Source organism: Mucilaginibacter limnophilus, from assembly GCF_004005815.1.
In the GTDB taxonomy this organism is placed as follows: Bacteria; Bacteroidota; Bacteroidia; order Sphingobacteriales; family Sphingobacteriaceae; genus Mucilaginibacter; species Mucilaginibacter limnophilus.
On sequence record NZ_SACK01000003.1, the window covers coordinates 395499 to 417795 of the forward strand.

At 44.3% G+C, this 22297-nt stretch carries 30 protein-coding genes; 4 read left to right on the forward strand and 26 right to left on the reverse strand.

Translation table 11 applies throughout. The features are described 5' to 3' along the window. Window position 1: 1 nt before the first annotated feature. The 4 genes from EOD41_RS10735 to EOD41_RS10750 all read right to left on the reverse strand — a co-directional run bounded on the left by EOD41_RS10735 (window position 2) and on the right by EOD41_RS10750 (window position 3087). Window positions 2–967: a DUF6712 family protein gene (locus EOD41_RS10735; protein WP_127704795.1), complete on the reverse strand. Its 966-nt coding sequence runs from the start codon at window positions 965–967 to the stop codon at window positions 2–4. Continuing rightward, window positions 948–2333, reverse strand: a complete 1386-nt coding sequence (locus tag EOD41_RS10740) for a hypothetical protein (RefSeq protein WP_127704796.1) — start codon at window positions 2331–2333, stop codon at window positions 948–950. The genes EOD41_RS10735 and EOD41_RS10740 overlap by 20 nt, the downstream gene beginning before the upstream one ends. Next, window positions 2311–2598, reverse strand: coding sequence for a hypothetical protein (locus tag EOD41_RS10745; protein ID WP_240663341.1), 288 nt, complete (start codon window positions 2596–2598; stop codon window positions 2311–2313). Before EOD41_RS10745 ends, EOD41_RS10740 begins: the two co-directional genes overlap by 23 nt. Window positions 2599–2853: 255 nt before the next feature. Further along, window positions 2854–3087, reverse strand: a complete 234-nt coding sequence (locus EOD41_RS10750) for a hypothetical protein (protein WP_127704797.1) — start codon at window positions 3085–3087, stop codon at window positions 2854–2856. A gap of 114 nt (window positions 3088–3201) precedes the next feature. Here EOD41_RS10750 and EOD41_RS10755 point away from each other — a divergent pair, with 114 nt between their 5' ends. Then, window positions 3202–3489 (forward strand): hypothetical protein, encoded by a 288-nt coding sequence (locus tag EOD41_RS10755; RefSeq protein ID WP_127704798.1) that lies wholly within the window; start codon window positions 3202–3204, stop codon window positions 3487–3489. A gap of 85 nt (window positions 3490–3574) precedes the next feature. Here the strand turns inward: EOD41_RS10755 and EOD41_RS10760 are convergent, their stop codons facing one another. The 4 genes from EOD41_RS10760 to EOD41_RS10775 are packed head-to-tail and all read right to left on the reverse strand — an operon-like array spanning window position 3575 to window position 7614. Next, on the reverse strand, window positions 3575–4561 hold the full coding sequence (locus EOD41_RS10760) for a HEPN domain-containing protein (protein WP_127704799.1): 987 nt from the start codon (window positions 4559–4561) through the stop codon (window positions 3575–3577). Between the two features lie 36 nt (window positions 4562–4597). Continuing rightward, a complete protein-coding gene (locus EOD41_RS10765) occupies window positions 4598–6343 on the reverse strand; it encodes a hypothetical protein (RefSeq protein WP_127704800.1) in 1746 nt (581 codons plus the stop codon). Next, window positions 6333–6944 carry a hypothetical protein gene (locus EOD41_RS10770; RefSeq protein ID WP_127704801.1) on the reverse strand — a complete coding sequence of 204 codons (612 nt, stop codon included), beginning with the start codon at window positions 6942–6944 and terminating at the stop codon, window positions 6333–6335. Before EOD41_RS10770 ends, EOD41_RS10765 begins: the two co-directional genes overlap by 11 nt. 10 nt (window positions 6945–6954) lie before the next feature. Beyond that, window positions 6955–7614, reverse strand: coding sequence for a hypothetical protein (locus EOD41_RS10775; protein ID WP_127704802.1), 660 nt, complete (start codon window positions 7612–7614; stop codon window positions 6955–6957). A 93-nt stretch (window positions 7615–7707) separates the two neighbouring features. On the opposite strand from EOD41_RS10775, the gene EOD41_RS10780 reads away from it, so the two are divergent. Next, entirely contained in the window at window positions 7708–8436 is a 729-nt protein-coding gene (locus EOD41_RS10780; protein WP_127704803.1) for a hypothetical protein, read from the forward strand. Window positions 8437–8497: 61 nt separating this feature from the next. Continuing rightward, complete coding sequence (locus EOD41_RS10785) at window positions 8498–9418, forward strand: hypothetical protein (RefSeq protein WP_127704804.1); 921 nt, start codon at window positions 8498–8500, stop codon at window positions 9416–9418. A 63-nt stretch (window positions 9419–9481) separates the two neighbouring features. Here the strand turns inward: EOD41_RS10785 and EOD41_RS10790 are convergent, their stop codons facing one another. After that, window positions 9482–9880, reverse strand: coding sequence for a hypothetical protein (locus EOD41_RS10790; RefSeq protein WP_127704805.1), 399 nt, complete (start codon window positions 9878–9880; stop codon window positions 9482–9484). Window positions 9881–9977: 97 nt separating this feature from the next. Between EOD41_RS10790 and EOD41_RS10795 the strand changes: the two genes are divergently transcribed. Beyond that, on the forward strand, window positions 9978–10718 hold the full coding sequence (locus EOD41_RS10795) for a hypothetical protein (protein WP_127704806.1): 741 nt from the start codon (window positions 9978–9980) through the stop codon (window positions 10716–10718). 62 nt (window positions 10719–10780) lie between these two features. Here EOD41_RS10795 and EOD41_RS10800 read toward each other — a convergent pair whose 3' ends face one another. The 17 genes from EOD41_RS10800 to EOD41_RS20730 form a co-directional block, all read right to left on the reverse strand. Beyond that, complete coding sequence (locus EOD41_RS10800; protein WP_127704807.1) at window positions 10781–10981, reverse strand: hypothetical protein; 201 nt, start codon at window positions 10979–10981, stop codon at window positions 10781–10783. Beyond that, window positions 10981–11535, reverse strand: coding sequence for a hypothetical protein (locus EOD41_RS10805; protein WP_127704808.1), 555 nt, complete (start codon window positions 11533–11535; stop codon window positions 10981–10983). The genes EOD41_RS10800 and EOD41_RS10805 overlap by 1 nt, the downstream gene beginning before the upstream one ends. Window positions 11536–11538: 3 nt before the next feature. Next, on the reverse strand, window positions 11539–11967 hold the full coding sequence (locus tag EOD41_RS10810; RefSeq protein ID WP_127704809.1) for a hypothetical protein: 429 nt from the start codon (window positions 11965–11967) through the stop codon (window positions 11539–11541). Window positions 11968–11969: 2 nt separating this feature from the next. Next, entirely contained in the window at window positions 11970–13061 is a 1092-nt protein-coding gene (locus tag EOD41_RS10815) for a hypothetical protein (RefSeq protein WP_127704810.1), read from the reverse strand. A gap of 5 nt (window positions 13062–13066) precedes the next feature. Then, a complete protein-coding gene (locus EOD41_RS10820) occupies window positions 13067–14251 on the reverse strand; it encodes a head maturation protease, ClpP-related (protein WP_127704811.1) in 1185 nt (394 codons plus the stop codon). A gap of 40 nt (window positions 14252–14291) precedes the next feature. Next, window positions 14292–14768, reverse strand: coding sequence for a hypothetical protein (locus EOD41_RS10825; RefSeq protein WP_127704812.1), 477 nt, complete (start codon window positions 14766–14768; stop codon window positions 14292–14294). A 119-nt stretch (window positions 14769–14887) separates the two neighbouring features. Beyond that, a complete protein-coding gene (locus EOD41_RS10830) occupies window positions 14888–15421 on the reverse strand; it encodes a hypothetical protein (RefSeq protein WP_127704813.1) in 534 nt (177 codons plus the stop codon). Between the two features lie 101 nt (window positions 15422–15522). Next, window positions 15523–15825, reverse strand: coding sequence for a hypothetical protein (locus EOD41_RS10835; protein WP_127704814.1), 303 nt, complete (start codon window positions 15823–15825; stop codon window positions 15523–15525). Window positions 15826–16305: 480 nt separating this feature from the next. Next, window positions 16306–16563 (reverse strand): hypothetical protein, encoded by a 258-nt coding sequence (locus EOD41_RS10840; RefSeq protein WP_127704815.1) that lies wholly within the window; start codon window positions 16561–16563, stop codon window positions 16306–16308. Beyond that, window positions 16560–17195: a J domain-containing protein gene (locus EOD41_RS10845; RefSeq protein WP_127704816.1), complete on the reverse strand. Its 636-nt coding sequence runs from the start codon at window positions 17193–17195 to the stop codon at window positions 16560–16562. The genes EOD41_RS10840 and EOD41_RS10845 overlap by 4 nt, the downstream gene beginning before the upstream one ends. A gap of 1 nt (window position 17196) precedes the next feature. Next, window positions 17197–17631, reverse strand: coding sequence for a hypothetical protein (locus tag EOD41_RS10850; protein ID WP_127704817.1), 435 nt, complete (start codon window positions 17629–17631; stop codon window positions 17197–17199). Continuing rightward, window positions 17628–17915 (reverse strand): hypothetical protein, encoded by a 288-nt coding sequence (locus tag EOD41_RS10855; RefSeq protein ID WP_127704818.1) that lies wholly within the window; start codon window positions 17913–17915, stop codon window positions 17628–17630. Before EOD41_RS10855 ends, EOD41_RS10850 begins: the two co-directional genes overlap by 4 nt. After that, window positions 17912–18322 carry a DUF2528 family protein gene (locus EOD41_RS10860; protein WP_127704819.1) on the reverse strand — a complete coding sequence of 137 codons (411 nt, stop codon included), beginning with the start codon at window positions 18320–18322 and terminating at the stop codon, window positions 17912–17914. Before EOD41_RS10860 ends, EOD41_RS10855 begins: the two co-directional genes overlap by 4 nt. Continuing rightward, the gene (locus tag EOD41_RS10865) at window positions 18310–18594 is read right to left on the reverse strand and encodes a hypothetical protein (RefSeq protein ID WP_127704820.1); all 285 of its coding nucleotides are present in this window, start codon (window positions 18592–18594) and stop codon (window positions 18310–18312) included. Before EOD41_RS10865 ends, EOD41_RS10860 begins: the two co-directional genes overlap by 13 nt. Before the next feature lie 74 nt (window positions 18595–18668). Then, window positions 18669–21638 (reverse strand): primase-helicase family protein, encoded by a 2970-nt coding sequence (locus tag EOD41_RS10870; RefSeq protein ID WP_127704821.1) that lies wholly within the window; start codon window positions 21636–21638, stop codon window positions 18669–18671. A gap of 19 nt (window positions 21639–21657) precedes the next feature. Then, entirely contained in the window at window positions 21658–21852 is a 195-nt protein-coding gene (locus EOD41_RS10875) for a hypothetical protein (protein ID WP_127704822.1), read from the reverse strand. 99 nt (window positions 21853–21951) lie between these two features. Next, the gene (locus tag EOD41_RS20730) at window positions 21952–22113 is read right to left on the reverse strand and encodes a hypothetical protein (RefSeq protein WP_164849920.1); all 162 of its coding nucleotides are present in this window, start codon (window positions 22111–22113) and stop codon (window positions 21952–21954) included. Window positions 22114–22297: the final 184 nt, after the last annotated feature.

Below are 22297 nucleotides of genomic sequence, written 5' to 3' on the forward strand. Positions count from 1 at the left end.
GCTAAAACATTACGATTCCGCTGCATTCGTCATTCAGCTGAATGTTGCTCGCCGTCGGTGCAACATAGCCAGGGAAAAACAGAGGGTTATCAGTTATAAATTCTTTGAGTTTGTTTAATGCACGTTCTCCCCGATCCTGGTGATCATCCTGAAGGAATTGCACCTGAGCGGCTGCAGCGGGATCCGCCATCTCGTAATCGATCGAGTTGTTGTACCGGTTAATGAAAAGGCCATCACCGGTAACTTTCACCGGCAAATGCTTGCAGGCCTCGGCAACTGTAAGCATGGCAACCGCCTTTTTTATCAATGGCAGCAGTTTTTGCTCATCAAGGCTTAATTCGCCGTCCAGGTATTTTTCTTTGTACACGGCATAATAAGCCGGGGTCATGTAGTTTGGCAACTGCTGATCCTGAACCTCGAGCATATCAGCATACACGCTCAGGAAGGTGATGCGTGAACTTCGGATATTGCGGTACTTACTAAAGTCGGCGGCGGTTTTTATGAAACCCTGCAGCAGATCCTGACGGGTACCCGAATCTGCATAATCAGGAAACTCAACCAGGTTACGTTCCATCAGGTCGATAGCTTTATCCAGGAATATGAAGCCCTGCTCTTCGCAGAACACGCGCAGATCCTTCAGCTTCTTGTCGCTGATCACGGCACCGCCGGTGCTTTTAGCGACATAAAGCGCTTTGTCTTCAAACTGGTATAGCGCTGTGTGGCTCCACCGGTGGATGGTTAAATAACTTACCGATCGCTGCAATAAAATAAGCGCCTGTTTACGAACACCGGTGAGCGAGCTGCTATTGGTTATAAAATACTCCAGGGCATCAAAGCCAATAGCCTCAGCAATGATATCACGCTCGACATCTTCAACAAAGCTGGAGATATTGACCCATGTAAAACTTAAGCTGAGCGCGCCAAAGTTGGCTTTCAGCTCGGCGCTATTATTGATCAGGTTCGGCATTGCTTGTTACTTCGTTAGTAGTTGAGTGATTGACGTCGAGTGTATCAAACTGGAATTCTTTTATTTTCCAGCGGAAACCCTTCAGGCGCTGTGTCCAGCCGTTATAGTTAGCTGTAAATTGTAGCGGTTTAAGTATCAGGTCACGGCGCGATGCCATGAGCTTATTTTGTACGTTACCATGAACGCGCACATCTGATCCGGAACCTGCGCCCATGCCTTTGCCGGTTAAATGGCCTACGATTGCCGGTACCAGGTTGTGTGCCCGGATGAATTGTGATGAAGCTTCAGCCGCATCAGCGATCCAAACGCCGTCCTTCATTTTATCATCAAGGGCGTCGATTGAGATACCAGGTATTTCGCATTTATTTTGTTTATCCCAGCCAAACGTTGATATAAACGACTTGCCGGCATTCTCGGCGCCGGTAAGGAACTTATTCATATCATCCCTGATATCTTTCCGGATTGCTTTTCTTTCTTCGTACTTAAGATCCTCCCACACCTTACCTTTTTCTTTGGCGTGTGCTACCCAAAATTCCTGAGGTACTTTAATGATGTACTTAATGGTCATCGTGTACGTCATCAGGGCACGCTTCAGTACCGGCACCAGGATGCTTACATCGTAATATCCTGATTCGAATAAAGAGTGCCAGTTGGTGTTCTGGTAAATTAAGTTGCCAGGGCCAGGCATAGCAACCGGATACATAAACTTGTAGTAATCCGCATTGCGAACTGTATTAACCAGATTAAGGTCGCGGCGGTTGATGCAGTCGATCGGAATAGTCAGCTCGTCATCAGCTGAAGCATACGGCCAGTTAGCATTGATGTAAACCATTTCGCTGTAGCCTTTAGCGCCGGGCTTGCTGAAGCGGCAATAAGCGGCCTCCTGCTGTACCATCTGCACGATCTTGCTGCGCTTCTTATTTAGTATGCACTCGGAAAACGCATGGTTAAACCATACCAGATCGATGATACTTTCGAGCAGGTAATCGCTAAGCGCATTGGCCGCGATAAAATCCTCGATCTCCTGATCATAGCCTTCAATATATTCAGGCCTGCCTTTGCCGGTGTGCTCGTCGAATACTTCGTAGGTAAGACCACTGCCGTACATGAAGTACACCACGAACTGAATAAGGGCCAGTAACTCCGGTGACTTATTGGCCTGCTTGATCACCCATTGCGGCAGGTTATTCTGCGGCCCCCAGCGTATGATATCATCACTGGCAAAGTCTTTAAGCTGTGGCAATGATGGCTTGGCGCCCGGCTGATCATCTACTAACAGGATACTTGCGCCCGGCAGAAAGTCAACCGTCGAGCCGATACTATAAGTCTCGGTCGGGTCAACCTTAGAGGTAAACTTCTTTGCCATTGAATCGTGTAATTAAAAGGGGATCTATCGTGCGGATCTGGTCTGATGGTATCAGCTTGATGCGCCTTGTGCTGTTGCGGTTGTGGTATTGCTTTTTGCCACCGCCTGGTGTCGTGAGCACGGCCTTAGGATACTCGTGGCGTTCGCCGCCGCGGTTGCGCTCGAGGTCGCATGTCACTGCTGTAATGCTGAAGGGGATCGGCTTGCCTTTCTTATCAACCTTACCCATAGTTGCCAGTACCTCGTCCAATGATATATGTCCCATTGATCCAAAGTTGCCTTCGAAGCGGTTTGTATTAAAGGACACTCGAACGGCAAGGCCCTGGGATGCCGGCACCCCCGAATCATATATCGGCACGGGGGGCTCAAAGTTGCCGGTTGCCGACAGCGCGTGACGGGGTGATTTTGCCGAGAAACAAACTTTTTCTTTTGAAAACGAGGTTTATCTCATTGGAGTTTAAAGAAGTAAGCTTTTTTGAATGCGGAGTAATGACGGGAGATGTTTTGCACCGGTTGCCCCCTACTCTTTTAACAAATCTTCATGCAGAAGGTAAAAAGCATGCACATGATATTTTTTTACAGGTTCGTTTTTATTCCAGAATTTGTTCGCATCATCAAGTGCCATTCGATTTTTACTGGCGCAAACGGAATCGGCGTAACTTTTACTTCGATACAAATCAACGGCTTCAAAATTATTCGAGCCAAAGATTCTATTATTTTCTACTATCACATACACCTTACGCAGCTTTCTCATCACATCATATAAAACTAAAAATATTAGCAAATATTGGAAAGATTATGCTTAGCTGTATCCCGTTGTTGAAAAAATTCCACTGAAACCGAATCAATGCCAAAATGTTGTTGTAGCATGAAACAGATGCACGTTGATGATCAGTATGTAGTGAAAGCGGATCTAACCGGTTACGCTGCAATTTTTAATCCCGTAGTGTTTAAGGACGGCGATTCTTACTGCGCCCTGCTTGGCCCGGATCCTCAGGACGGTGTATTTGGTTGCGGTTGTTCTGTAGACGAAGCAGTGCGTGATTGGAACGATCACGTCCAGGCAATAGTTGACCACCCGGAACCGACTGATGAGGTAACCGAATTCGTTATAATTAAACTTAAAGAACATGGCGAGTTGCCCGAAGATATCTAAACTTTCATCGAAGTAAAATGCGAGGCTGGTCAATACCAGTCACATCGAAATAATTTGCGATACTGCAGCTAATCAAAAGACAATCTTATCCCTCAGGAGAAGCTTCAAACCCTTGAAGTATTAATACTTTAAAATATTCTGTAATGGCATCGTTATTTTTCAAAAATATCGGATTTTCTATCATGATAATTTTTTGAATAAGTTGTCTTAGAAGGCTATCAAGTCTTGCAGCTCGCTCCTGGTAATTTTGATGTAAGTCGGACATTTTATTTCCATGGAAATATGAAGACCTAATATCATAACATTTACCAACAAGCTCGTAAACTTCTATACGTTCCTTACCGGTTGTGCCTATAAAAAAGGCTGCTCTCTCGCTGATTCTGTGTTTAAGCTCCATGTCATTGGTAGAAAACAACGTCTCAAGTACATTTACGTAATAAGCTATCTTGCTTTGAAGAGTATAACTTTCGCGCGCTATAACTAAAAATCTCATAGCTCGGTGTATTCTATTTTCGTTTTTAAAAAATGATTCAAATACCTTAGATCTCTTTTCCTCAGTTTTACTTGAAAGTCGCTGAACATGGTCATCATTAGATACTAAATAACGAGATAATAGATTGCTCCATTTTATTACCTGTTCAATTTCTTCTTCTGTAAATACTACGTTTCCTTTTACGCCACCCGAGGTAGTAAACCGATCAATCGACGGAGTCATAGTCAATGTGCCGTTGTTCGTATCCGTGATGTAAATAGATTGAATATTTATGCTTGAATCTTTTACAAGCCAGAAAAGCAAACTTATTAGGTTTAAAGAATTTGTAAACCGCTCTCGTAATATGATGTCGGTTAACGAGCCTACTTCGCTCACAAAAATGCATGGGTGTTTGTCTTCCTTGTACGAAAAGTAGGCTAGTTCCCCCATAATATTTTTTACCCTTTGAAATTTGAGAACAGAGGCGATAGGTGATTGTTGTATATCCTCATCGATGGTAAAATCATTCACATTGAACGGCTTACCCTTATATTCAAGATACTTTATTTGAGAAAACACCAATATATTCGGCTTGTCCATAATTTTAAAGTTTGTTAAAAGTAAGAACTTTTAGAATTACATGGTGTAATCCGGTTCGTAATCGTTTGAGCCGAGGCGGTTTTGGAAAACGCCAATATATAAGTTATCCAATGCGTCCGTCTGGTGAGTGGCATGCTCTGGGGGAACTAACTTAGATCGCTCCGGCTTCTTATCCTTTTTTATCTTTTCTTTTTCTTCATAACTACCGGCTGAATTGATTGCAGTGATCATATCGCCACAATTATTACGATTGATGCGCATCGGCTTCGTATCGGGATCATCTTCCGCATAAACACGGCCGAACAATTTATATCGGGAGTCCTGGCTGGCAGTACCACCGATATAAATGCTTTCAACTCTCCAGCCAAGATCTACCATTGCGTTTTCGAAGTCCTTCCAATACGGATCCTCGTTACTCGCATCATCTTTGGTAGCTGTATGGTCATAGTAAAATCTTATCTTCTTTACCGGATACCCGATGTAATAAGCGTTGATTGCTTTAGCCAGGTGAATAATTCGTTTAGGTTTTTTCACGAAGATACCGTTCAACACACGGAACTCTTTCGGGAACTCCTGCCCGATCGCCGCGCAGTTTATCTTTCCGCCCCAATCACAGGAAATGTCGAGCCCCCGGGTGATATCGACATCTTTATCTTTCCTCCAGGGCTGCGGCAGTTCTTTGCCTCGGTAGTTATCCGTGTACTCGTAGTTAACAGACACATAAGTGTGCTTTACCTCGTCGAAGTTGGCGTAAAACTTATCTTCGGCACCAACTTCGCGGATATTCAGTATCGAAGCATTGAATTGACGGGGAGTAAGAACTTGCTTCATTTGGCGCAGGTACCGTTCAGTTACTACGTCAATGTTATCAAGGGTTGAAGCCTCAACGAAGTAAACGGCCTCCCTGCGCAATTCGAATAAAATTCCATCCAGGCGTTGCAGCTCTTTCCTGAAGCGTTTCTCAAGTGCCTCATGAAGCTTTCCTTTAGCTACCAGGTTACGCATTTCTGATAGCAGTAATTCACGGTTAAACTTTACCTGTTGGGATAGTCCAGGCTCAGCAGCAAGCAGCTCGTCAACTATTTGCTTGATGTATTCGCGCAGGGCATGATCATAGCTTACGATCAGGTCGATCTGCTCCGGATCCATCTTCTCCTCATACTCGAACAGCCACTGGCTTTCCGGGCTCGTCGGCATGTCTGAACAGAACAGTATGCCGTGATGGTAGTGCAGGTGCCCGAAAACATCCTCGTTACCACGGTTAGTCGGTACTATACGAGAATTGAACGCGTCCCTATTGGTAAATTTTGCCTCGTCATTGATTATAAAATCGTTTGATTGCGCATTACCACTGTCTTTTCTGTCAAGGCCTATGATCCGGAATATGTGTCCATTGCGCCAAAAGATTGAGTATTGAGGATTGCGGGGACATTCGAAAGGATCTTCGTGCTTTACACTTTTAGGAATTGACTGGCCTACCCAATAATCAACACCTTCATAGAAACCAAATTTTTCCAGGGCTTTTGTGAGCGCCGGTATCAGGTCATTCTCAAGCTTTATATACGTAGGCCCGACAAAGCCGGTACCACCGCGCGGCATACCTTTTACATTCCGGATCGCGGTAGGTGAAATGAATCCATGCGTTTTACCACCGGCACGGCCTACAATTGCAACGATAATATTTGCGTTGACTATGATCGCCTTTTGCTGCGGAATGTTAAAGTGTGTGATCTTTTGCTGAACCTCGTGAACAAGTTTTTCCTTCAGCTCATTAGATATCATCGTACTCTACCTCCTCGGCATCCAGTGCCATCTTCTCGGTTGCTTTCCGTTTCTGCCAACGAGCAAAAATTTGATCCTTATTTTCAATGGTTTTAAGGCCGATCGCTTCCGGATTATATTCGATAATAAATTGGAAGGCCTGGAACTTATCCAGCTGCTCTTCGACTGGCTCTTTATCAAACTTCCGCCAGTCACCGGCAAGTTTCATTATTGAGGCGTAGGCACCATATTCACCCGCTCCTGCGGCCTCCTCGGCCTTTTGCTCAAGATCTTCCAGGTAAACAGAACGCTTGTATTCCTTTTCGTCGTCGGCAGGCGTAAATAGCTTAATGGCATTTTGAATGGCACGCTCAGCTGTATCCCAACTAACTTTGTATTTAACCATTACCAGGTTACGGATCTTGCGCCGGCCGACAACAACTTCCTCTTTGCCCTGATCATTGACAAACCGTTTGCTTCGAAACCAGTCATCAATCTGGCACCAGCGGTTATACTGCTCGCGTTCGTCGGCGTGCAGTGCTTCCATGCGATTATGCATCATAGCAAATCGCACCCGGTCGACGGCGCCGATATTGTTATCCGGATCGTATGCCGGCAACATTCTCAATGCGTCACGCTTCTTGGCCATCAGGACGTTTTTTAATTAGCGCCTCGATCTTGGCAGTCAATGCAGCTATTTTCTTTTCGTAACGTTCTCTTACATCGGCCGGCAGTGGTTTTTTTAAATGCGGCTTAACTTTTGAACGCTGAGACATCAAATTTTTGATTGCCTGTTCGAGATTCTCAGGGTCTGGATCATCTTGTGGCTTGTTATCAAACCACACACCGTTTTCATTGAAGTAGTGCAGCTGATCGAACAGATCCTGCTTTTTAAGCTTTTTTATTTTGATCTGCTTGGCTATTTGAAAGAGCTCATCACCTTCAGGCACTACGGAAAGTTTGCCATGCAAATGGGTGATCTCTTTAAATAACTGTCTGATCATTCCGTCAATGCGCAGCTTTTTCTCCAGGTTGTTATTCGGAGTGTATTGCTCTGACGCTGCAGGCGGTTCTGTCACCGGCGGTACCGGCGTTACCTCAATCAATGATTCGATTACCTCGTTGCCGGCTATTATCTCAAGTTCCTGTTTTAATTTAGGTGTATTGTAATTGTCAGGCCCGGAGTTGAGTAGCCCGAGCATGAAAGCGGATGCACCAGTAAGTTTTAATATTTCAAGTCCTTCGTGGTAATCCTGGTCGCCGGATAACCAGGCGGTTGCCGTTTTTGCCATGGTATAAAGTTGCCATGGTTGCCAGTTGCATTAAAGGACAGGAATATTGATATTTACAATAGTTTATCTAACCAACTTAATACTTTATCATATATGGGTCAACCAGACTTTCTAAGTACTATTTATACGCAGCTTCCTAAGTTTCTAAAATGGATGATCTTCGCTATCGTTTTCGTATTCGCGACAATTACGTTAATTGTTGGTGGTAAGTTTATATATAAAGACTGCTGTACAACCGACCATTATAAGTTTCTATGGTGGGAGACAAATTTGGATCAAAAAATGGCCGATTCGTCGAAAATCGTAAAGAAAAGGCAATCGCAATTTTCGCTGGCTGATACTTCACGAATCACCCCAATAGTTCAACTAAAGGATAAAAAAATTCCGTTCTTTACACCTTCAACTTCGAATGTTCAGCAAAATATAAATGGAAAAAATGAAGCTTACACCAACAATGGTGTAAATAATGGCATAATGGGTGAAAAAGGTCATATTGTCTACGGCGATAATAATGGTGTAAATGGAGATGTCAATATAAACAAGGACTTTTTGCTCACTGACGCCGATTTAACCGAAATTTTTTATGAGATTGAAAAACTTCGCGTAGATAGTGCGACCTATAAGGGGGTCACAATAAGCCAACTGCCTTATTGTGATGCACCAAAAGTCGCGGAACAAATACATGATTTTTTAACGAAAAGAGGATACCGGGTTGGTTTTGGCCAAGTCATACCTGCATCATCAAACATTATTAAGGGCTTCGTCATATTGGCACAACGCGGAGGAGGTATAACTGTGGATATAGGTAAGTTACGGCAATAAAATTAATTTTTTGACTGCAATTCGATTACAGATAAAGGGATACAAACAGATAAAACTGATAATGAAGCGCTTTTTAATTAAATCAATCAAAATCCAACATGTCGTTATAATCACTTTTCTTATTTCGATTGCAATTCTTTTTACGACAGTTGCCGTTTACGTAATCGACGGTCGACTTAATACCAATGGCGAAATAAACGCGGATGCATTATCTGCATTTGGCACCTTTGTAGGCGGCTTAATCGGAACTCTGTTAGCTGGTGTAACTTTATGGGTTGTTTTTCTCACATTCGAATCGCAAAAGGAAGAATTGATTGCCACACGCGAGCTACTTGATGAGCAAATAAAACTAAGTTACAGGGCTGATTTAGTTATAAAAAATACATTTTGGTCCGTTTTAGCTTACGTAAATAATTCAGATGGCAATCTTTATCCTACTATAACTAGTCATCATGACAACAGTATTCTGATTGTCAACCCCGGCAATGGGGCAGCGAAACAATTGCAGTACACCTGGATTCTCGATATGGTTGCTATCGATAACTTTCTAAAGACATATTCAACTCTATCTTATCACATTAAAGAGGATAAGATTATATTTTACGATAAATACATAAATAAGCAATTTGAAATAAAGCACTTAACAGGCAGGATTGAACTATTACTACCCTATAATACCGGTTCAGAAGGTCATTTTATTAATATTCCGTTGGCTTATTTATATTGTTTAGTTTATGGGTTTAAACACTGGACAGAAAAAAACAAAAGTGGCACCCTATCTACACAATTACCAACAGAAAAATTTTTCGATATTTTTCCAAAAGCTAAATTGAAGATAAATTATCTTAACAAGATTGGAACGGCCGAAAGTAAAACGTTTAAAATAGAGGTTCATAGTGATGGCATAAAAACAACACAATATGACGGAATGATCTTAGCCGAGCTTGTTTTTGGAGGAACGGAAATCAAAGAATTAAATTAGAGCAAGATATAAAACAAAAAATCCCGGCGTCGTGTCGGGATTTAGAACATCTATCTGGTTGTATTAATTAGGCGATCCGTAACGGGATAATGCTTCAGTGTTAATATATCGTAGTATGCGCTGTGCCTGCCAACTCCTAATGTGATTTATTGCTTCGTTTGGCTGTATTTTATGCAGCGTATTCATACCGAAAGTTCGGTCGATATAAAATAACCTGGTAACAGGTACCTGCGGTTGTCGAGCAGGCAACATTGCAGGCGCAGCGGCCTCCAGGCTGATTGCAATTACCGGTAGTGAAATTGTTTCCTGTACAGCACCTGGTGCATCAATCTCAAGTAATGATTTTGCTTTTACTTCTTTGTAATGCGGGGCCTCACCTGGTGAAGCCAGCGCCGGCGTGCAGCATAATGCTGACAAGCCAATGGCGGCGCCTAACGCGATAATTGCGATGTAGCGTTTCATGTGGTTTAAATTTTCATTCGTTTTATGATTAATTAAGTGATCATAAAACTCGAAAAGTCAGCTTTGTATAAAAGGACAATTGTTATTAGCTTTAAACATGAACAACCAAAACCTTATATCAAAAATTTTAGATAACGGAGTCGCATTAGCTTTAGCAACGGCACTTCTTTATATCTGTAGTCAGATTTACGGGTACGAGACGGCACGTCTTTATAAGTACCCGACAATTTTCATTGAAACATCCACTTCAGATCTTGTCAATTTTGCGCAAACTATGATTGGCTTGCTGCTTATTCCGTTATTGGTATATTGTATAATCTTCTATCTATTCAAGCATTTTTTGCTTATCAGCGACACCTCTATTCTAATTTATTTCTTACTCAATTCTATGAATATAATTTGGATTATATTATCTCCTGCTGAGGATCTACAATCGCAAGGTTATTACATCTTTTTGATGTGCTTTAACCCAATGTTTTTTTTATTAATCTATGTTATAAAAAAAGGAATGTTACCAGGTATTGATGATCCTTTACAAGTTGTGATGAAGGCGGTGTCTTGGAAACAACTTAATAATTTCATTATAGCATCAGCATTAGTAGTCACTTTGGCTGGGGTAAGCATACTTGCAGCGAGGATAAATGCCAAGATTAAGAGTGATTATTTCGTCATTGGAAAAGCTCGCGATATTCTAATCATTGGCAAATCTGGCGAGAAATTAATTGGTAAGCCTTTTTCTCCTAAAACTGGAATTATTAGCGACAAAGTCATATTTGTAGAAACTAACGATTCACTTACGCTTCAAAGTTTGAAGATTTCAAATCTTAAGTTTGAATAAAAAAAAATCCCCTCAGACTCGCGCTTTGGGGATTTAATAACCAATTATTAAAAGAGAAAAGATTATTTTCTTTTGCGAACTGCTTTAGTTTTAACCGGCAGCGTTACCAGGTACGGGAAGCCTTTGGACACAAGCCTATCAGCTTCCGGCAGGCTCAGCGCATCAAGATGCACTGTTTCGCCTCTGTACTGGTACTCACCAACGCCGTGGCCTTCCAGTACCTGGTATTTGCCGGCAACATCGTTTTGCAGCTGCTTTTTCATTATGGAGCTTCTGCAGGTGTAAAGTTTAAGCCTGGTGTATAGATCACCGAGTCACCGTAGCAGGTTGCGGTGATAGTGTAACCGCGATAACTTTCGTTGGTACCAGTACCCCAACTTACACGGAAGTGACATGGGAATAATTCAGAACCGTACTGCCTAACCTGGCCATCAGCCTGAGATACGAATAACAAACCGTGTGAAGCGTTCAGCTTTTTCTTCATAGCGTTCATTTCAGCGGTCGAACCTGGTACCATGATGGTAATAGACGATTTTGTTGCCGTGCTATCCTCATCCCCTACTGCTTCCTCTTTAGCCTCACCTTTGTTTTGTGTACCGTAAAGCTTTTTCATGCATTTACCGACGGCAAAGACGTGAGGAGTGCTGATAGCGCCGACAGATGCTGCTGTAGCGTCACCATCGTTAATTGCATCAGGTGTTTTAATACCTGCAGCTGCAAAGTAACTCATCAAAGCAATACCGTGCATTGTAGCAAGGCCTGAGGGATTTGGCACACCGTCCTGGTATACCATATCAACTATATCTAGCGATGGCATAGCTTACAATTTAGTTAAAGCGTTTTGTCCCGAAATTTTAAGGATCTCGGCTGCCAGTTCGGGATTTTCCGACAGATCCTTTGCAGTGTGGGGATGGCTACCATGGTTGATACGGTAGTTTACATTCTTGACTTTAACAGTCAGGAAGTTTTCCTTCACGGCTTTTTGCTCTAAAGCGGCTTCAAGCTGCTCTTTCAAACCATCGATTACAGTTAAGCTTTGCTCGCGCTCTTCGCCCAACGTTTTCTCCAGCTGATCGATAAGCAAGAGCTTACCATCGTAATCAGTTTTTAGAACATACAGTGAATCAAGGCTATCAAAATCAACCTTAAATGCTTCAAGGCCTTTTTTAACATCCCCTTCGCTTTTATTAATCAACTCAACCAACGCCGCCCCCAGGACGGCGAAGGTTAATATTTTTGTTTTCGACATGGTTATGATTGGTCTGAAACCCTTAGTTTGCTTAGGTCGCGGATCTGCGTACCTATTAAGCCGGTGATACCAGCGTCCAGATGGTACATCTGCTCGATGGTGTTAATGTTATTCATGTCGCTCAACAGATCGGTACCTACAAGCATTTCTGCAGTCGGTACGTTGATCAGACGGCGGGCACCACCTAACCAAAGAGCAGGAATGATCGGGTTGCGACGGTCGGTACCTTTCAAGAACCTTAAACCGGTTTCCGGATCTACATCGGTGTATTTACCAACTTTTTCTTCATGATCATCAACCAACAGGTCGTAATCGGTGAATGAGCAGAATGTAGGGCAAAGGATCTGATCATTGTCACGGATCTCTTCGTCCTGAGCGCGCCACATTTTTTTGAATTGAGCATACGCGCCTGAAGATGTGGTTATAGCACCGGTAGTCACAGGATTAATATCGCCTGCATTAATACCGGCGACGATTTTAGGACCGAAACCTTCGCATATTGCCTCGACATTGTTGTTTACCCACTTCGCAGGATGCGTGTAAGGTGTTTGACCGGCAGTTGTAGCTGCTTTACAACGGAAATATTCGATCTCACCGTCAGCATGCGCTATTTTAACGCGGTCACCAATGGCATAAGTAGCACCGGCATCAAAAGTGGTGAAAGCCTCTTTACCAACGCCGAAATAAATCGCGCGGCGGTTTATTTCGGAGCCTATTTGCGCTACAACCTGATCCCAGATGTAATCTACAAACGGAACCTTTTTATTTTTTGCGTTCTCGCCACGACCGCGCATCGCAGCCATGAAGCTGGTGCGGAAATCTTTTGGAAATATTTGGATATCGCGTTGGAACTCCTGTACTTCCAGTACGCGAGGTTCGAAGATGATATCATCACCTTTAGGTTTAAAGACACCGGTACCAGGTTTCGCTCCGTTACCAATCCTTAAGCCGGTTAAGGTTACCTTATTTTTAACATCTTCAACCAGGGTAAGCTGTTTTGCAGCTGTCAGGCCACGGTACAGCTTACCAAAAAGTTTCTTTTCGTACTCACCACCATACGCGGCTAAAGCACTTAAAACGGGGTTTCTTGCCATTTTTATTATTTAAGTAAGTTGTCTAATGCGTCTACCTCGTCATCCACATCGGTTAGGAAGCGCTCATCCCCTACCGGTTCTTTACCAGCATCGCCTTCGCTTTCTTTTTTTGATTTGGCGTTTGAAGGTTTTTCACCTGGTTGCTCGCCGTACTCTTCAGCGCGATCGTTAGCTTCATCACGCTCAGTGATAAGCGCGGTAATAGCCTCGGCCAGGTTAGTTTTTTGTTTTTCTTTACCCAATGCCTTGTTAGCAGCTTCTAAAGCGTTGCTGATTGTATCAGCGTTATCGTTCGCCTGGGTAAAGTGAGCGGCCGAAATGATCACCACGTTAGTGATGCCATTGGCTTCCAACTCATCGGCGACATCCTGAATATCTTCAGGAGTGATATCTTCCGCTTTCTTATTCTTTAAAGCATTCAGCTTCTTGAATTTCGATCCGAAAATGTCCATGTCTGTATTTTGTTGATTTTGTTGATTTTGAGGTTGTTGTTTTGCGAGAATTTCGCTTACCTGGTTGGCGATATCGCCAAGATCTATCGGCGATAGAATGGCATTTTGAGGTGTGTAATAAGCCATCAGATCTTCATGCTTCATATTGCGGACGTCTTCAGGCACATTATCAGCCTCGTAAGTTTCAAGAACATCAACCAACTTGGCGTCAAAAGCAGTTTGAGCCGACATCAGGTTGTCATCGTAGTTCATCCACTCTTTTTTTACCGCTTCGAGCGTTTTACCGGTTTTATCTGCGATCAGCTGGCTTAATACATCATCGTATATATCCATCTCATCAGCGGTTTTGCGCATATCCCTGGCATTGCCGAATGCTACGCCTGATACATTATGCAATAAAATGAGTGATCCTTTGGCGGCATGTACCGTGTGGCCGGCCAGCGCTATCATTGCGCCCATGGAGTAAGCTATACCATCAACATAGGTATGAACATCCTTCTTAGATGCCTTAATAGCATTGAACATCGGCAGGCCGTCCCATACGGAGCCACCCGGAGAATTGATCTTGACATTTATCCTGTCATAAGTTTTCTCCAGCTCTTTAAAGTCCGTTACGAACTTGCGGCCGGTATTGCCTTCTTCCCAATAGGAAGCGCCGATCACACCATATATCATGATGTCGACTTCTTTAGCGTTCTTAGGCGCTATATTATAAACGGGTATGAATTTCTTTGCCACGATACAATTCTACAGGCTGAAAAATTGCTTTAAAGGACAGCTACGGCGTCACGATCAGCGCGCGACGCAGTGTCTTACCGGAGAAAGTGAGCGCGGTACCGGCGCGGCCGGGTACGGTGGTTTGGGTGTTTGCATCCTGCACAACCTCGAGCGGCTCGTTAGGCGTCCCGATTATTTTGACCAGGCCGTTTGGACGGGTGATCCGGAGCAGGTAGCGCTGCCGGCCGTGCAGATCTGCGAGGCCTTCGTCGACGGACTCTTCATCACCAGGAACAAAACCGACCACTGAATGACTATAGCTTTCACCGTTGACGCTATTTTCCTGCACTTGCCGGTATCCCATCGTATCACGGGTGCAATAAATGCTTTGCCAACCGTATCCAGGATAAAACTGGATGCCGGCTGCCGGTATCTTGCGATCAGAAGATGGAGTGAACGACAATACCTGCCACGCAGGTACATATTCTATATAGTGAAGGGAACCGTAATTCTCGCCGAGAAAGCGTTTAATTGCCATGGTGTAAATGTGCCATGACGCGGGTTTGTATTAAAGGACATGCAAAAAAGTGCCTGATTAGGGTATAAAAACGGTTGTATTACGGGACACTTTTCCCAAAAATGGTATTAAATAGTTCATTATGAAGCGTTTAACATCGGCAACTTTAGGCGCTGCCAGGCTTTTTTTACTGTATCAAAGGGAAGATCGTCTTCCGTGATGCCATAAAGTTTCAAAATGTCATAAATAACCTCTCTTTTTTCGAAGTATTGAGAGATATCAGGATCCTGTAAAACGTAGGTGCGATTCCTGGTCGAGGTTTTATGTTTTACATAGAGTTCCTTGTATTTCTTCAGGCCCACTTTGTTTTTTACCTGGAATGCATAGATGGCAATCTCCTCAATGAGCTCGAGATATATCGAATCGTTGAATTCTAAAATCGAGTCGACAGGTAGATGACAGCCCTGGCGGGTTGCGTACTCATCGCTGATCTCCACCAGCAGCAGGTCGCCCAGCTCGAGGTTTGTTCTTTTGTAGAGCTTTGGCATCGGCTCCAGGAGGTGATAGAACATTTTACCAATTCTGTCTTGTCTGCTTATTTCCCAGATCTCCTGGCGATATCTTGAGACAATAAACTTCTTAACGTACGGCTTTACCTGTACCTTTAGGATCATAGTTTATTTAATTAAAAAAGGGAGCTTAAATATAATACAAAAATTTGCGTAATAGAAATGTTACGGCTTAGAATTTACAGGTTATCAAAGGTTTAACCCGGTTAATTAAATAAACGATTGTGATTTGGCCGAGGATCATCGAGCAAAACTTCCATTCCAGGGTGATCAAGACGCTCGGCAGCATACCAGGTAATCGCATCAGCAAGCGATTCATCATCAAAATTTCCTTTACGGATCTCAAACGCTAAATGGTCGCCATGATCATCGCCAAAAAGGTAAACAAGGTCCGGCGCTTGGTGCAGCTGCTCAATAACGAGGTGGTAAACGGCAATCTCGAGCGTACCTTCTTTATTGACAATCAGGTCGCGGTTTGAACTGGCTTCTTTTATCACACGAAGACGCATATTCAAATGTAAATAATTTTCTCACCAAGGCTGAGGCGCGGCAAACCGCAAACTTATTTTTAACTTATTAACTCACACATTTACAGCCAGTTAATTTATTAACCAAGTTCAAAAAAAGATTAACCGGGCAAAATCAATTTTATTAACCGGCCTTATGGTTAATAATTTTTATTAACTCTAATCTTTAGTTAAGAAAAATTTATTAACTCTTTAACTTATAAAACGCTGATTTTTTGGAGTTTAATAGTCGTAACTCTTATAAGTTAAGAAGTTAATAAAAAATATTCAGTTTTTACCTACAGGTTTGCAAAGGAAACCATGGCCGCAGCGGCGGCGGGTGCCCTTAAAGGTGTACAGCCGGACTATGCCGGCTGTACGTTGTTGTTAAGTACGATGATTGGAGGGGTGCGGGGAGGTTTTGACGCGCTGAGAATAGCGTAGATCTGTGCGACCGGGACAATGGCCGGTTATATGCAAATGTCAGCGTTCGGATAACGCCCGGGGAAACACATTTACAGGCTTTATGCGGCCTGATTTAAATTGTTCGATAAATATACCGGTGTCAATTTTGTTCGGCTCGTCGAAGCCATATTCAAGCAGCTCTACACGTGGGTAAAACACCTGGTTGCTTACTGTCCAGTTTATAGGGATGGATGTGATCACAAACAGCCGGTCGGTGTCGTCATTCGTCTTCCACCAGCTATGCAACCTCACCTCCATTGGTAATTCTGTGATCATTTCAATCCACGTTCCTTCTTAAACTGATTCCATGCTTCATTAACCTGTTTGAAGATATTCTCATTGCCGTGCGGCTTGTCTGGATGGTAGCGCTGCGCCATTTGTTTAAAGCAGTCTTTAACCACATCGATCATGGCATCTGCATCAAGGCCGAATACCAGTGTCCAGTGATTACCGTTACCAGGACTGGCATTTTCAGGCAATGCTTTAAAGCCGGTGTAAACGTCATGTTGCTGACCAACGCCCCAACGTTCGATACCACGCAGCGCGTTAATGTGTGCAGCAATAGCGGCTAGGTTATCACCGACACGGTTCCATTTATCACATGGCAGGCAATAGTCGCGGCCATCCAACTGGAAGTACACAGCTACACCAGGATCTGCCGGCTCTGGAAGGCTCGAAAGCGGCTTGCCTTTTACGCCGGTACTTAAGTTTGTGCTTATGATCACGGTATCCAGTGGTACACGATATGGTCGGCCGACCTTTGTGTAACTATCGAGTTCAGCTTCGACACGTTTTACGCCCTCGGCAACCGATACCGGCTTTCCTGCTTTGTTAAATGCAGCCGACTTTCTCTCAGCTGCGGCCGTACGCGGTTTGTTGGCCGGCCAATTTAATGGGTAGCGTTCCATGTTAATTTATGTTTGGATTTCTAATTCTTAATAATTGGCCAGTCCAAAATTTAGCTGAATCACTGGCTGCATCAGCATATACCTGCTGCAGCTCGTGATTGGTAGCACACGCGCTGCAAAGGTTCCCGTCTACCCAATAGCACGGATCGCTATGCTCGTCAATACAAACGTCGTGCTGTGAGCAGCCGCAGCGCTCACAAACACCGGTATAACCATAACCTTCTGATTGAAAATCATCCAGAAAAACAACGCATGCGCCAAATTCAATAGGCTCGACGGTACCGAAGTAATGCTCGAGCAATGCCGGCAACCGGTGCGCCGGCATGCGGCCTTCCTGGTATTCGATGGTGTGCAGGTTGCTGTCGCCTGCCATTTCAGTCACTGAAACTTTAAGGTCAATGCCTGAAAAGAAATTTTTTATTTCGTCTGCTGTCATGGTTCAACCTCCTTAATAAAATCCGACCTTAAAAATTCGTAACCTTTGTCCTTTACCTTTTTATAGCAGGCATCAAGCTTCTTTTGTATCTCATAGACATCGTAGTTGCCTTTGAAGCGTGCCTCAAGGTTGCAGACAAGCGACTTCGCGTCGGGTACGTAGGTAACCAGGTTATCAGGATTTTCGGTGAAAAACTCTTTAAACAAGCCGTACCAGTCCTGCCATAGCGGTGCATTATGCGGTACCGGTACCGGCTTATGTGTGGTTTTCTTAAGCTTTTTCATAATTGCTGTTCCTCCATTACCTCGTACTCGTTCATTAAAAATTCAAAATCTTCTACTTCCAGTATTTGTACGCCGCAGCTGCCATCCATTGGCCACCAGCCTTCACGGTTGACAAACTCTTCTATTACACCTTCCAGGGTATAATTATTTTCGCATTGTATCTGCTGTATTTCTGCTGCAAGCTGTTGAAGAAATGTTTTCGTGATATCACCGTCGTTTTCTTTCAACCAACCGGCGCCTCCAGTCCAATGCATTATCATTTCACGCATTGTTTTTTCCATTGTCCAGTCTTCGGGCTGATCGCTTTCCGGTACAGGCACTTTTACAATGAAACTGTGATCAATGGCCACTTGGCACTCCCACCAGGTTGGGCCGTGATTAATTGTGTAGGTTTTTATCGTTCCCATAACAATTTACCATTAGCGTCAAACCAAAATGCAAACGTTACACCGTCGGCAATATCCCTCGCGACACGTTGCTTGTCTGCAGCGTCGTTTAAAATATCGACGTACACCGGGTGCATGACGTCTGTCATACTCACCAGGTCGCCGAAGCTTTCGAGGCGCGTCCAGCGCTGACCTATTTCGTCGGTGGTTTCGTCAATTAACGGATAGCCGGCGGCGGCATTTTCGGTGTTGAATTTTGCATCGGATAAAATTTTTTCTCTGATGTTGTCCATGATCTTTACTTTTGTTTGATTTCTATTTATTACTTATTGAGCCATCCCGGAATCAGCGCCGGGGTGGTTTATTTTTACCAGGGCAGCTTCTCATCCGTTTGCGGTGGCTGCGGATCAAGCTCATCCTTGGTTTGTATATAAAATACCTCTTTAGCTTCTTTAGGCACACCGGGCACAGCTTCCCAGGCTTCGGTTTTTGAGTTGTAGGTTTTCACCTCGACCTTTTTAATGATCTTGCCTTTTTTATCCTGGAATTCTTTCGGATTTAATACATAGCCGTAGTAACGGCAAAACGCCTTCATTTTGCCCAGGAAGTTTTGAGCGGATACTTTGCTGCCGTTGTAGCGTATGTAATCGGTATAGGCTACTTCACGTACAAAGAATGTATCAAGGCGCCCGCTCTCTTCGCTGAAATACACCAGCGCCCAATCGTGCAGGTTACCCATCACCGTAAGCAGCTGCCGTTTGTTGACGTTCTCCATTGCCGGCTTGATCTTCTCAGGCACACCAAGGTAAAAATGCAGGCAGTGCAGTATGGTGTTATACATGCGGCTCCAGTCTGACGGATCGAAGTCATCAAAGAATGATACGCCCAGGTCGTTCTTTGGATCGCGCTGTTCGTTGTAATCATCGTTCTCGCCCTTATCGTGGAAATAATCACTAAAAGCGGTATAGATCATCCGGCGGTTAGCACTCGGGCTGATATCGCGCGGGGTATAGTTACTGGTGATAGCGAATTTCGGAGCGTTCTTAAACGGTATGGTGTACTGCTTTTTACCTTTCGGGTTAACCTTGATATCACCGGTGAAGTCGGTATAAAAGTTCTCGATCTTAAAAAACTCGTAAGCGTCATCAATCAGGATGTACTGATGATGCTCTGTAACACCCTCGTAAATGTGCGCGTCTTCATTGATCTTCGGGTTCCGGCCTTTGATGTAAAAGTTCTTTGGCAGCATGGCCCGCATCACCACATCGAACAATATAGACTTACCTGAACCGCCGTGGCTTTTACCGTCTTCATTGATCTTGTTATCCATAGCCCACACAAACCATCCTTTTTCACGAATCCGGTGACGGTGCATCAGAAAGCCAATGGCAAATATTTTATTGATCAGGTGCTGCTTTTGCTCTTCAATTTCTTCGGGCAAAAGGTTTGGCCCGGCGATATCGATATGATGTTTCTTTTTGTACTCTTCAGCCTCAGCTGGCGCCAGGCGCTCTTCAAGTTCCTTACGCCAATGTACGCGGCTGGTTTGTACCAGGTACTTTAAAAAAAAGCAGTTCTTATCGTGGATCTCGATATCATATTCGCCCAACTCGTCCCGCGTGATGGTGAACGGCGGCTTTTCATTTGTTTCCAGGCGGTTAGGCAAGCGGTACTCCGCCCAAATGAAGCGGTCAATCTCTCCTGGTTTGTGTAGCTTAATTTGCGCTGCGCTTACTTCGGCAGTAATATTTGAAAAGAATACAAACTGCGATTCGCGGGTGTTGTCACAAAAATCTATGTCCATCACATCCATATTGCTCAGCGAACCCTCGCTGAGCTGCGTGGTACGGTACATAGCGTTACGCAGATCTTTATCGTGCATCCGTTCCCGCAGGAAGCCGTGAACAAAGTTTTTCACATCGTTCGAATCAACCTCGGTAACCACGTTGCCTTGTTTCCGGATGTATATATAATCGGATGTTTTATCGCCGACACGTAACCGGCCAAAGCCATTTTTAGCAAGGAAGTTGTATGCCTGAACGTTGTCGAAATCATAATCCCAACCGGCAAGCACGCGGTCATCACCTCTGCCAATATACCGGGCTTTGCGCTCCCAGAACCGGTATGGCAATGCCGAATCGAACTGCTTTTTAAAGCCTTTATAGTCGTAGTGATTAAGGTAGTCGCGCACATCCTTGCAAGGGTTCCCACGCGCGTCGCGGTGCTTCTTTAGCTCTTCAGGCAGCTCGATCGTGTATAGGTCGAGATATTTCATGGCGAGCTCGTGCGCTGCTCGTTTGCCGGTGTTGTCGATATCCGGCAACTGGTAAAGCTTTTTGCAGATGATCATCAGCTTATCGTACCGGTATTGCGGCAGGCCTGCGGTTTCACTGTTAAGCCAAATCACCTTGTAGCCGAGCAACGCGACGTTTATGGCATCAGATCCGCCTGAGCAGATAATGATCTCGTCGTGTTTGGGATCATTCTTGCCTGATTTCTCTTTCTTTTCGCCGGTGCGATCTTCGTCTTCAGCCGCTTCATTTTTCTGGGCCTCGATTGCGGCTTTCTTTTTTTTGTACTCATCATTTAGCTGCTCATAGCCGTGAATAAAGTCTTTAGGCTTGGTACCCATGTAAAGGAAGCGCTTGCCTTTATCGGGATGCTTTGGCTGATAAAGCTTTTGGTGGCTTCCTTCGTCGATCAGATAGATGGGATACTGATCAGTGGCTGAGAACGTCATCTTCTTGCGGTTCTTTACAATAGAATAGCTTACCAGGGAATGCCACCGGTACCGGTTAAACGCACCGCGAATCTTTGCGTAGGCTTCTTTGTTAAGCTCGGCTTTTGATTTGTCAGCCGGCGGTTTGATTGTCCAGCCAACGTGATCAAGTACTTTCTTGCTGACAATGGTTTCAATGTCTACGTCCGTGAACTCTTTTCGAACGTCCCAACTCCAGGTACCCTCAGCATCATCCGGGCCGGCCGGCGCTTCGCTGTAGGTCGCGGTGATTGCTGAAGCAGGGCGATCTGTTGTAAGGTTAAACTTTGCGGCAAGTTCTTTCAGCGTGGCCACGTAGTCCAGGTTGCGCTCGAGCATGTAGCACTGGACGGCGTTACGCGGCTGCTGATCACCGCCGAAGTCGGTAACGAGCCAGTTGCCATCATCAGCTTTTTTGAGGCTGGCCGAGGCTGTTTTTTCGTCATCCCTCAGTTTGAATTTGCGGCGCCTATCGGTGTCGCTTCCGAGAGCTTGCGGATACAGCTCAAGGATGATATCAAGGCCGCCATTTGTAGCGTTCAAAATATCCTGGGCCTCGATGTAGTTGTTAGATTGCATTTAGCGGGTTTATATAGTTTTAGTTATTAGGCGAGGGTAATGCAGGCGACTCAGCGTTTTCCTGCTTAAGGTCGTTTGTTAGCTTGCTGATGCGATTAGCAAAGCGAGGGCTTTGCAATAGCAGGTCAAGCTCAAACAGTTCCATATCTGTACACGCTTTTAAAAAGCGCTCAGGCGTGATATCAATTTCGTGGTTGGCGGTGATTTTAGGCATAGCAGTTATATTTTAAACCACTTCATACTATATGGTACTCTCATTTCTTTGTGTGGGCAATAGGCGCAGCGCCTGAAGTATCGGCGTACATCGGTCCAGCTATGCAGGCCGATCAAGCAAAGCAGCTTTCTCATTTTGCGTCTTTTTAAACTGATGATAGTGGCGTTTGCGGCGCATGTTGTCCTGAGCCTTCATGATGCTGCCAAAAAGGGCAAATAAGCCGGCAACGGTAAAAACGATGATCACATGTTTGATTTCCATTTCGATTTACAATTAGCGTTTAATAAATGCCGGATTGCATCGCGCGCACCGGCATTCAACCTAAGTGATATGATTCAAGAAACACCCAGGCTTATAAAAATGTCTTCTCTATAAAAAAGGAGGACATTTATGAAAGAACAGAACAGTGCAGATGTAAACATTATCCCGCAACTTGATAAAGCAT

Coding starts and splice junctions, on each gene's coding strand:
- EOD41_RS10815 (WP_127704810.1), bottom strand. CDS start 13,061: ATGGCAAGAAACCCCGTTTTAAGTGCTTTAGCCGCGTATGGTGGTGAG.
- EOD41_RS10830 (WP_127704813.1), bottom strand. CDS start 15,421: ATGATCCTAAAGGTACAGGTAAAGCCGTACGTTAAGAAGTTTATTGTC.
- EOD41_RS10735 (WP_127704795.1), bottom strand. CDS start 967: ATGCCGAACCTGATCAATAATAGCGCCGAGCTGAAAGCCAACTTTGGC.
- EOD41_RS10775 (WP_127704802.1), bottom strand. CDS start 7,614: ATGGCAAAAACGGCAACCGCCTGGTTATCCGGCGACCAGGATTACCAC.
- EOD41_RS20730 (WP_164849920.1), bottom strand. CDS start 22,113: ATGGAAATCAAACATGTGATCATCGTTTTTACCGTTGCCGGCTTATTT.
- EOD41_RS10855 (WP_127704818.1), bottom strand. CDS start 17,915: ATGAAAAAGCTTAAGAAAACCACACATAAGCCGGTACCGGTACCGCAT.
- EOD41_RS10745 (WP_240663341.1), bottom strand. CDS start 2,598: ATGGGACATATATCATTGGACGAGGTACTGGCAACTATGGGTAAGGTT.
- EOD41_RS10870 (WP_127704821.1), bottom strand. CDS start 21,638: ATGCAATCTAACAACTACATCGAGGCCCAGGATATTTTGAACGCTACA.
- EOD41_RS10835 (WP_127704814.1), bottom strand. CDS start 15,825: ATGCGTCTTCGTGTGATAAAAGAAGCCAGTTCAAACCGCGACCTGATT.
- EOD41_RS10750 (WP_127704797.1), bottom strand. CDS start 3,087: ATGAGAAAGCTGCGTAAGGTGTATGTGATAGTAGAAAATAATAGAATC.
- EOD41_RS10845 (WP_127704816.1), bottom strand. CDS start 17,195: ATGGAACGCTACCCATTAAATTGGCCGGCCAACAAACCGCGTACGGCC.
- EOD41_RS10760 (WP_127704799.1), bottom strand. CDS start 4,561: ATGGACAAGCCGAATATATTGGTGTTTTCTCAAATAAAGTATCTTGAA.
- EOD41_RS10805 (WP_127704808.1), bottom strand. CDS start 11,535: ATGCCATCGCTAGATATAGTTGATATGGTATACCAGGACGGTGTGCCA.
- EOD41_RS10780 (WP_127704803.1), top strand. CDS start 7,708: ATGGGTCAACCAGACTTTCTAAGTACTATTTATACGCAGCTTCCTAAG.
- EOD41_RS10800 (WP_127704807.1), bottom strand. CDS start 10,981: ATGAAAAAGCAGCTGCAAAACGATGTTGCCGGCAAATACCAGGTACTG.
- EOD41_RS10825 (WP_127704812.1), bottom strand. CDS start 14,768: ATGGCAATTAAACGCTTTCTCGGCGAGAATTACGGTTCCCTTCACTAT.
- EOD41_RS10860 (WP_127704819.1), bottom strand. CDS start 18,322: ATGGGAACGATAAAAACCTACACAATTAATCACGGCCCAACCTGGTGG.
- EOD41_RS10865 (WP_127704820.1), bottom strand. CDS start 18,594: ATGGACAACATCAGAGAAAAAATTTTATCCGATGCAAAATTCAACACC.
- EOD41_RS10810 (WP_127704809.1), bottom strand. CDS start 11,967: ATGTCGAAAACAAAAATATTAACCTTCGCCGTCCTGGGGGCGGCGTTG.
- EOD41_RS10755 (WP_127704798.1), top strand. CDS start 3,202: ATGAAACAGATGCACGTTGATGATCAGTATGTAGTGAAAGCGGATCTA.
- EOD41_RS10795 (WP_127704806.1), top strand. CDS start 9,978: ATGAACAACCAAAACCTTATATCAAAAATTTTAGATAACGGAGTCGCA.
- EOD41_RS10790 (WP_127704805.1), bottom strand. CDS start 9,880: ATGAAACGCTACATCGCAATTATCGCGTTAGGCGCCGCCATTGGCTTG.
- EOD41_RS10850 (WP_127704817.1), bottom strand. CDS start 17,631: ATGACAGCAGACGAAATAAAAAATTTCTTTTCAGGCATTGACCTTAAA.
- EOD41_RS10765 (WP_127704800.1), bottom strand. CDS start 6,343: ATGATATCTAATGAGCTGAAGGAAAAACTTGTTCACGAGGTTCAGCAA.
- EOD41_RS10740 (WP_127704796.1), bottom strand. CDS start 2,333: ATGGCAAAGAAGTTTACCTCTAAGGTTGACCCGACCGAGACTTATAGT.
- EOD41_RS10875 (WP_127704822.1), bottom strand. CDS start 21,852: ATGCCTAAAATCACCGCCAACCACGAAATTGATATCACGCCTGAGCGC.
- EOD41_RS10785 (WP_127704804.1), top strand. CDS start 8,498: ATGAAGCGCTTTTTAATTAAATCAATCAAAATCCAACATGTCGTTATA.
- EOD41_RS10770 (WP_127704801.1), bottom strand. CDS start 6,944: ATGTTGCCGGCATACGATCCGGATAACAATATCGGCGCCGTCGACCGG.
- EOD41_RS10840 (WP_127704815.1), bottom strand. CDS start 16,563: ATGATCACAGAATTACCAATGGAGGTGAGGTTGCATAGCTGGTGGAAG.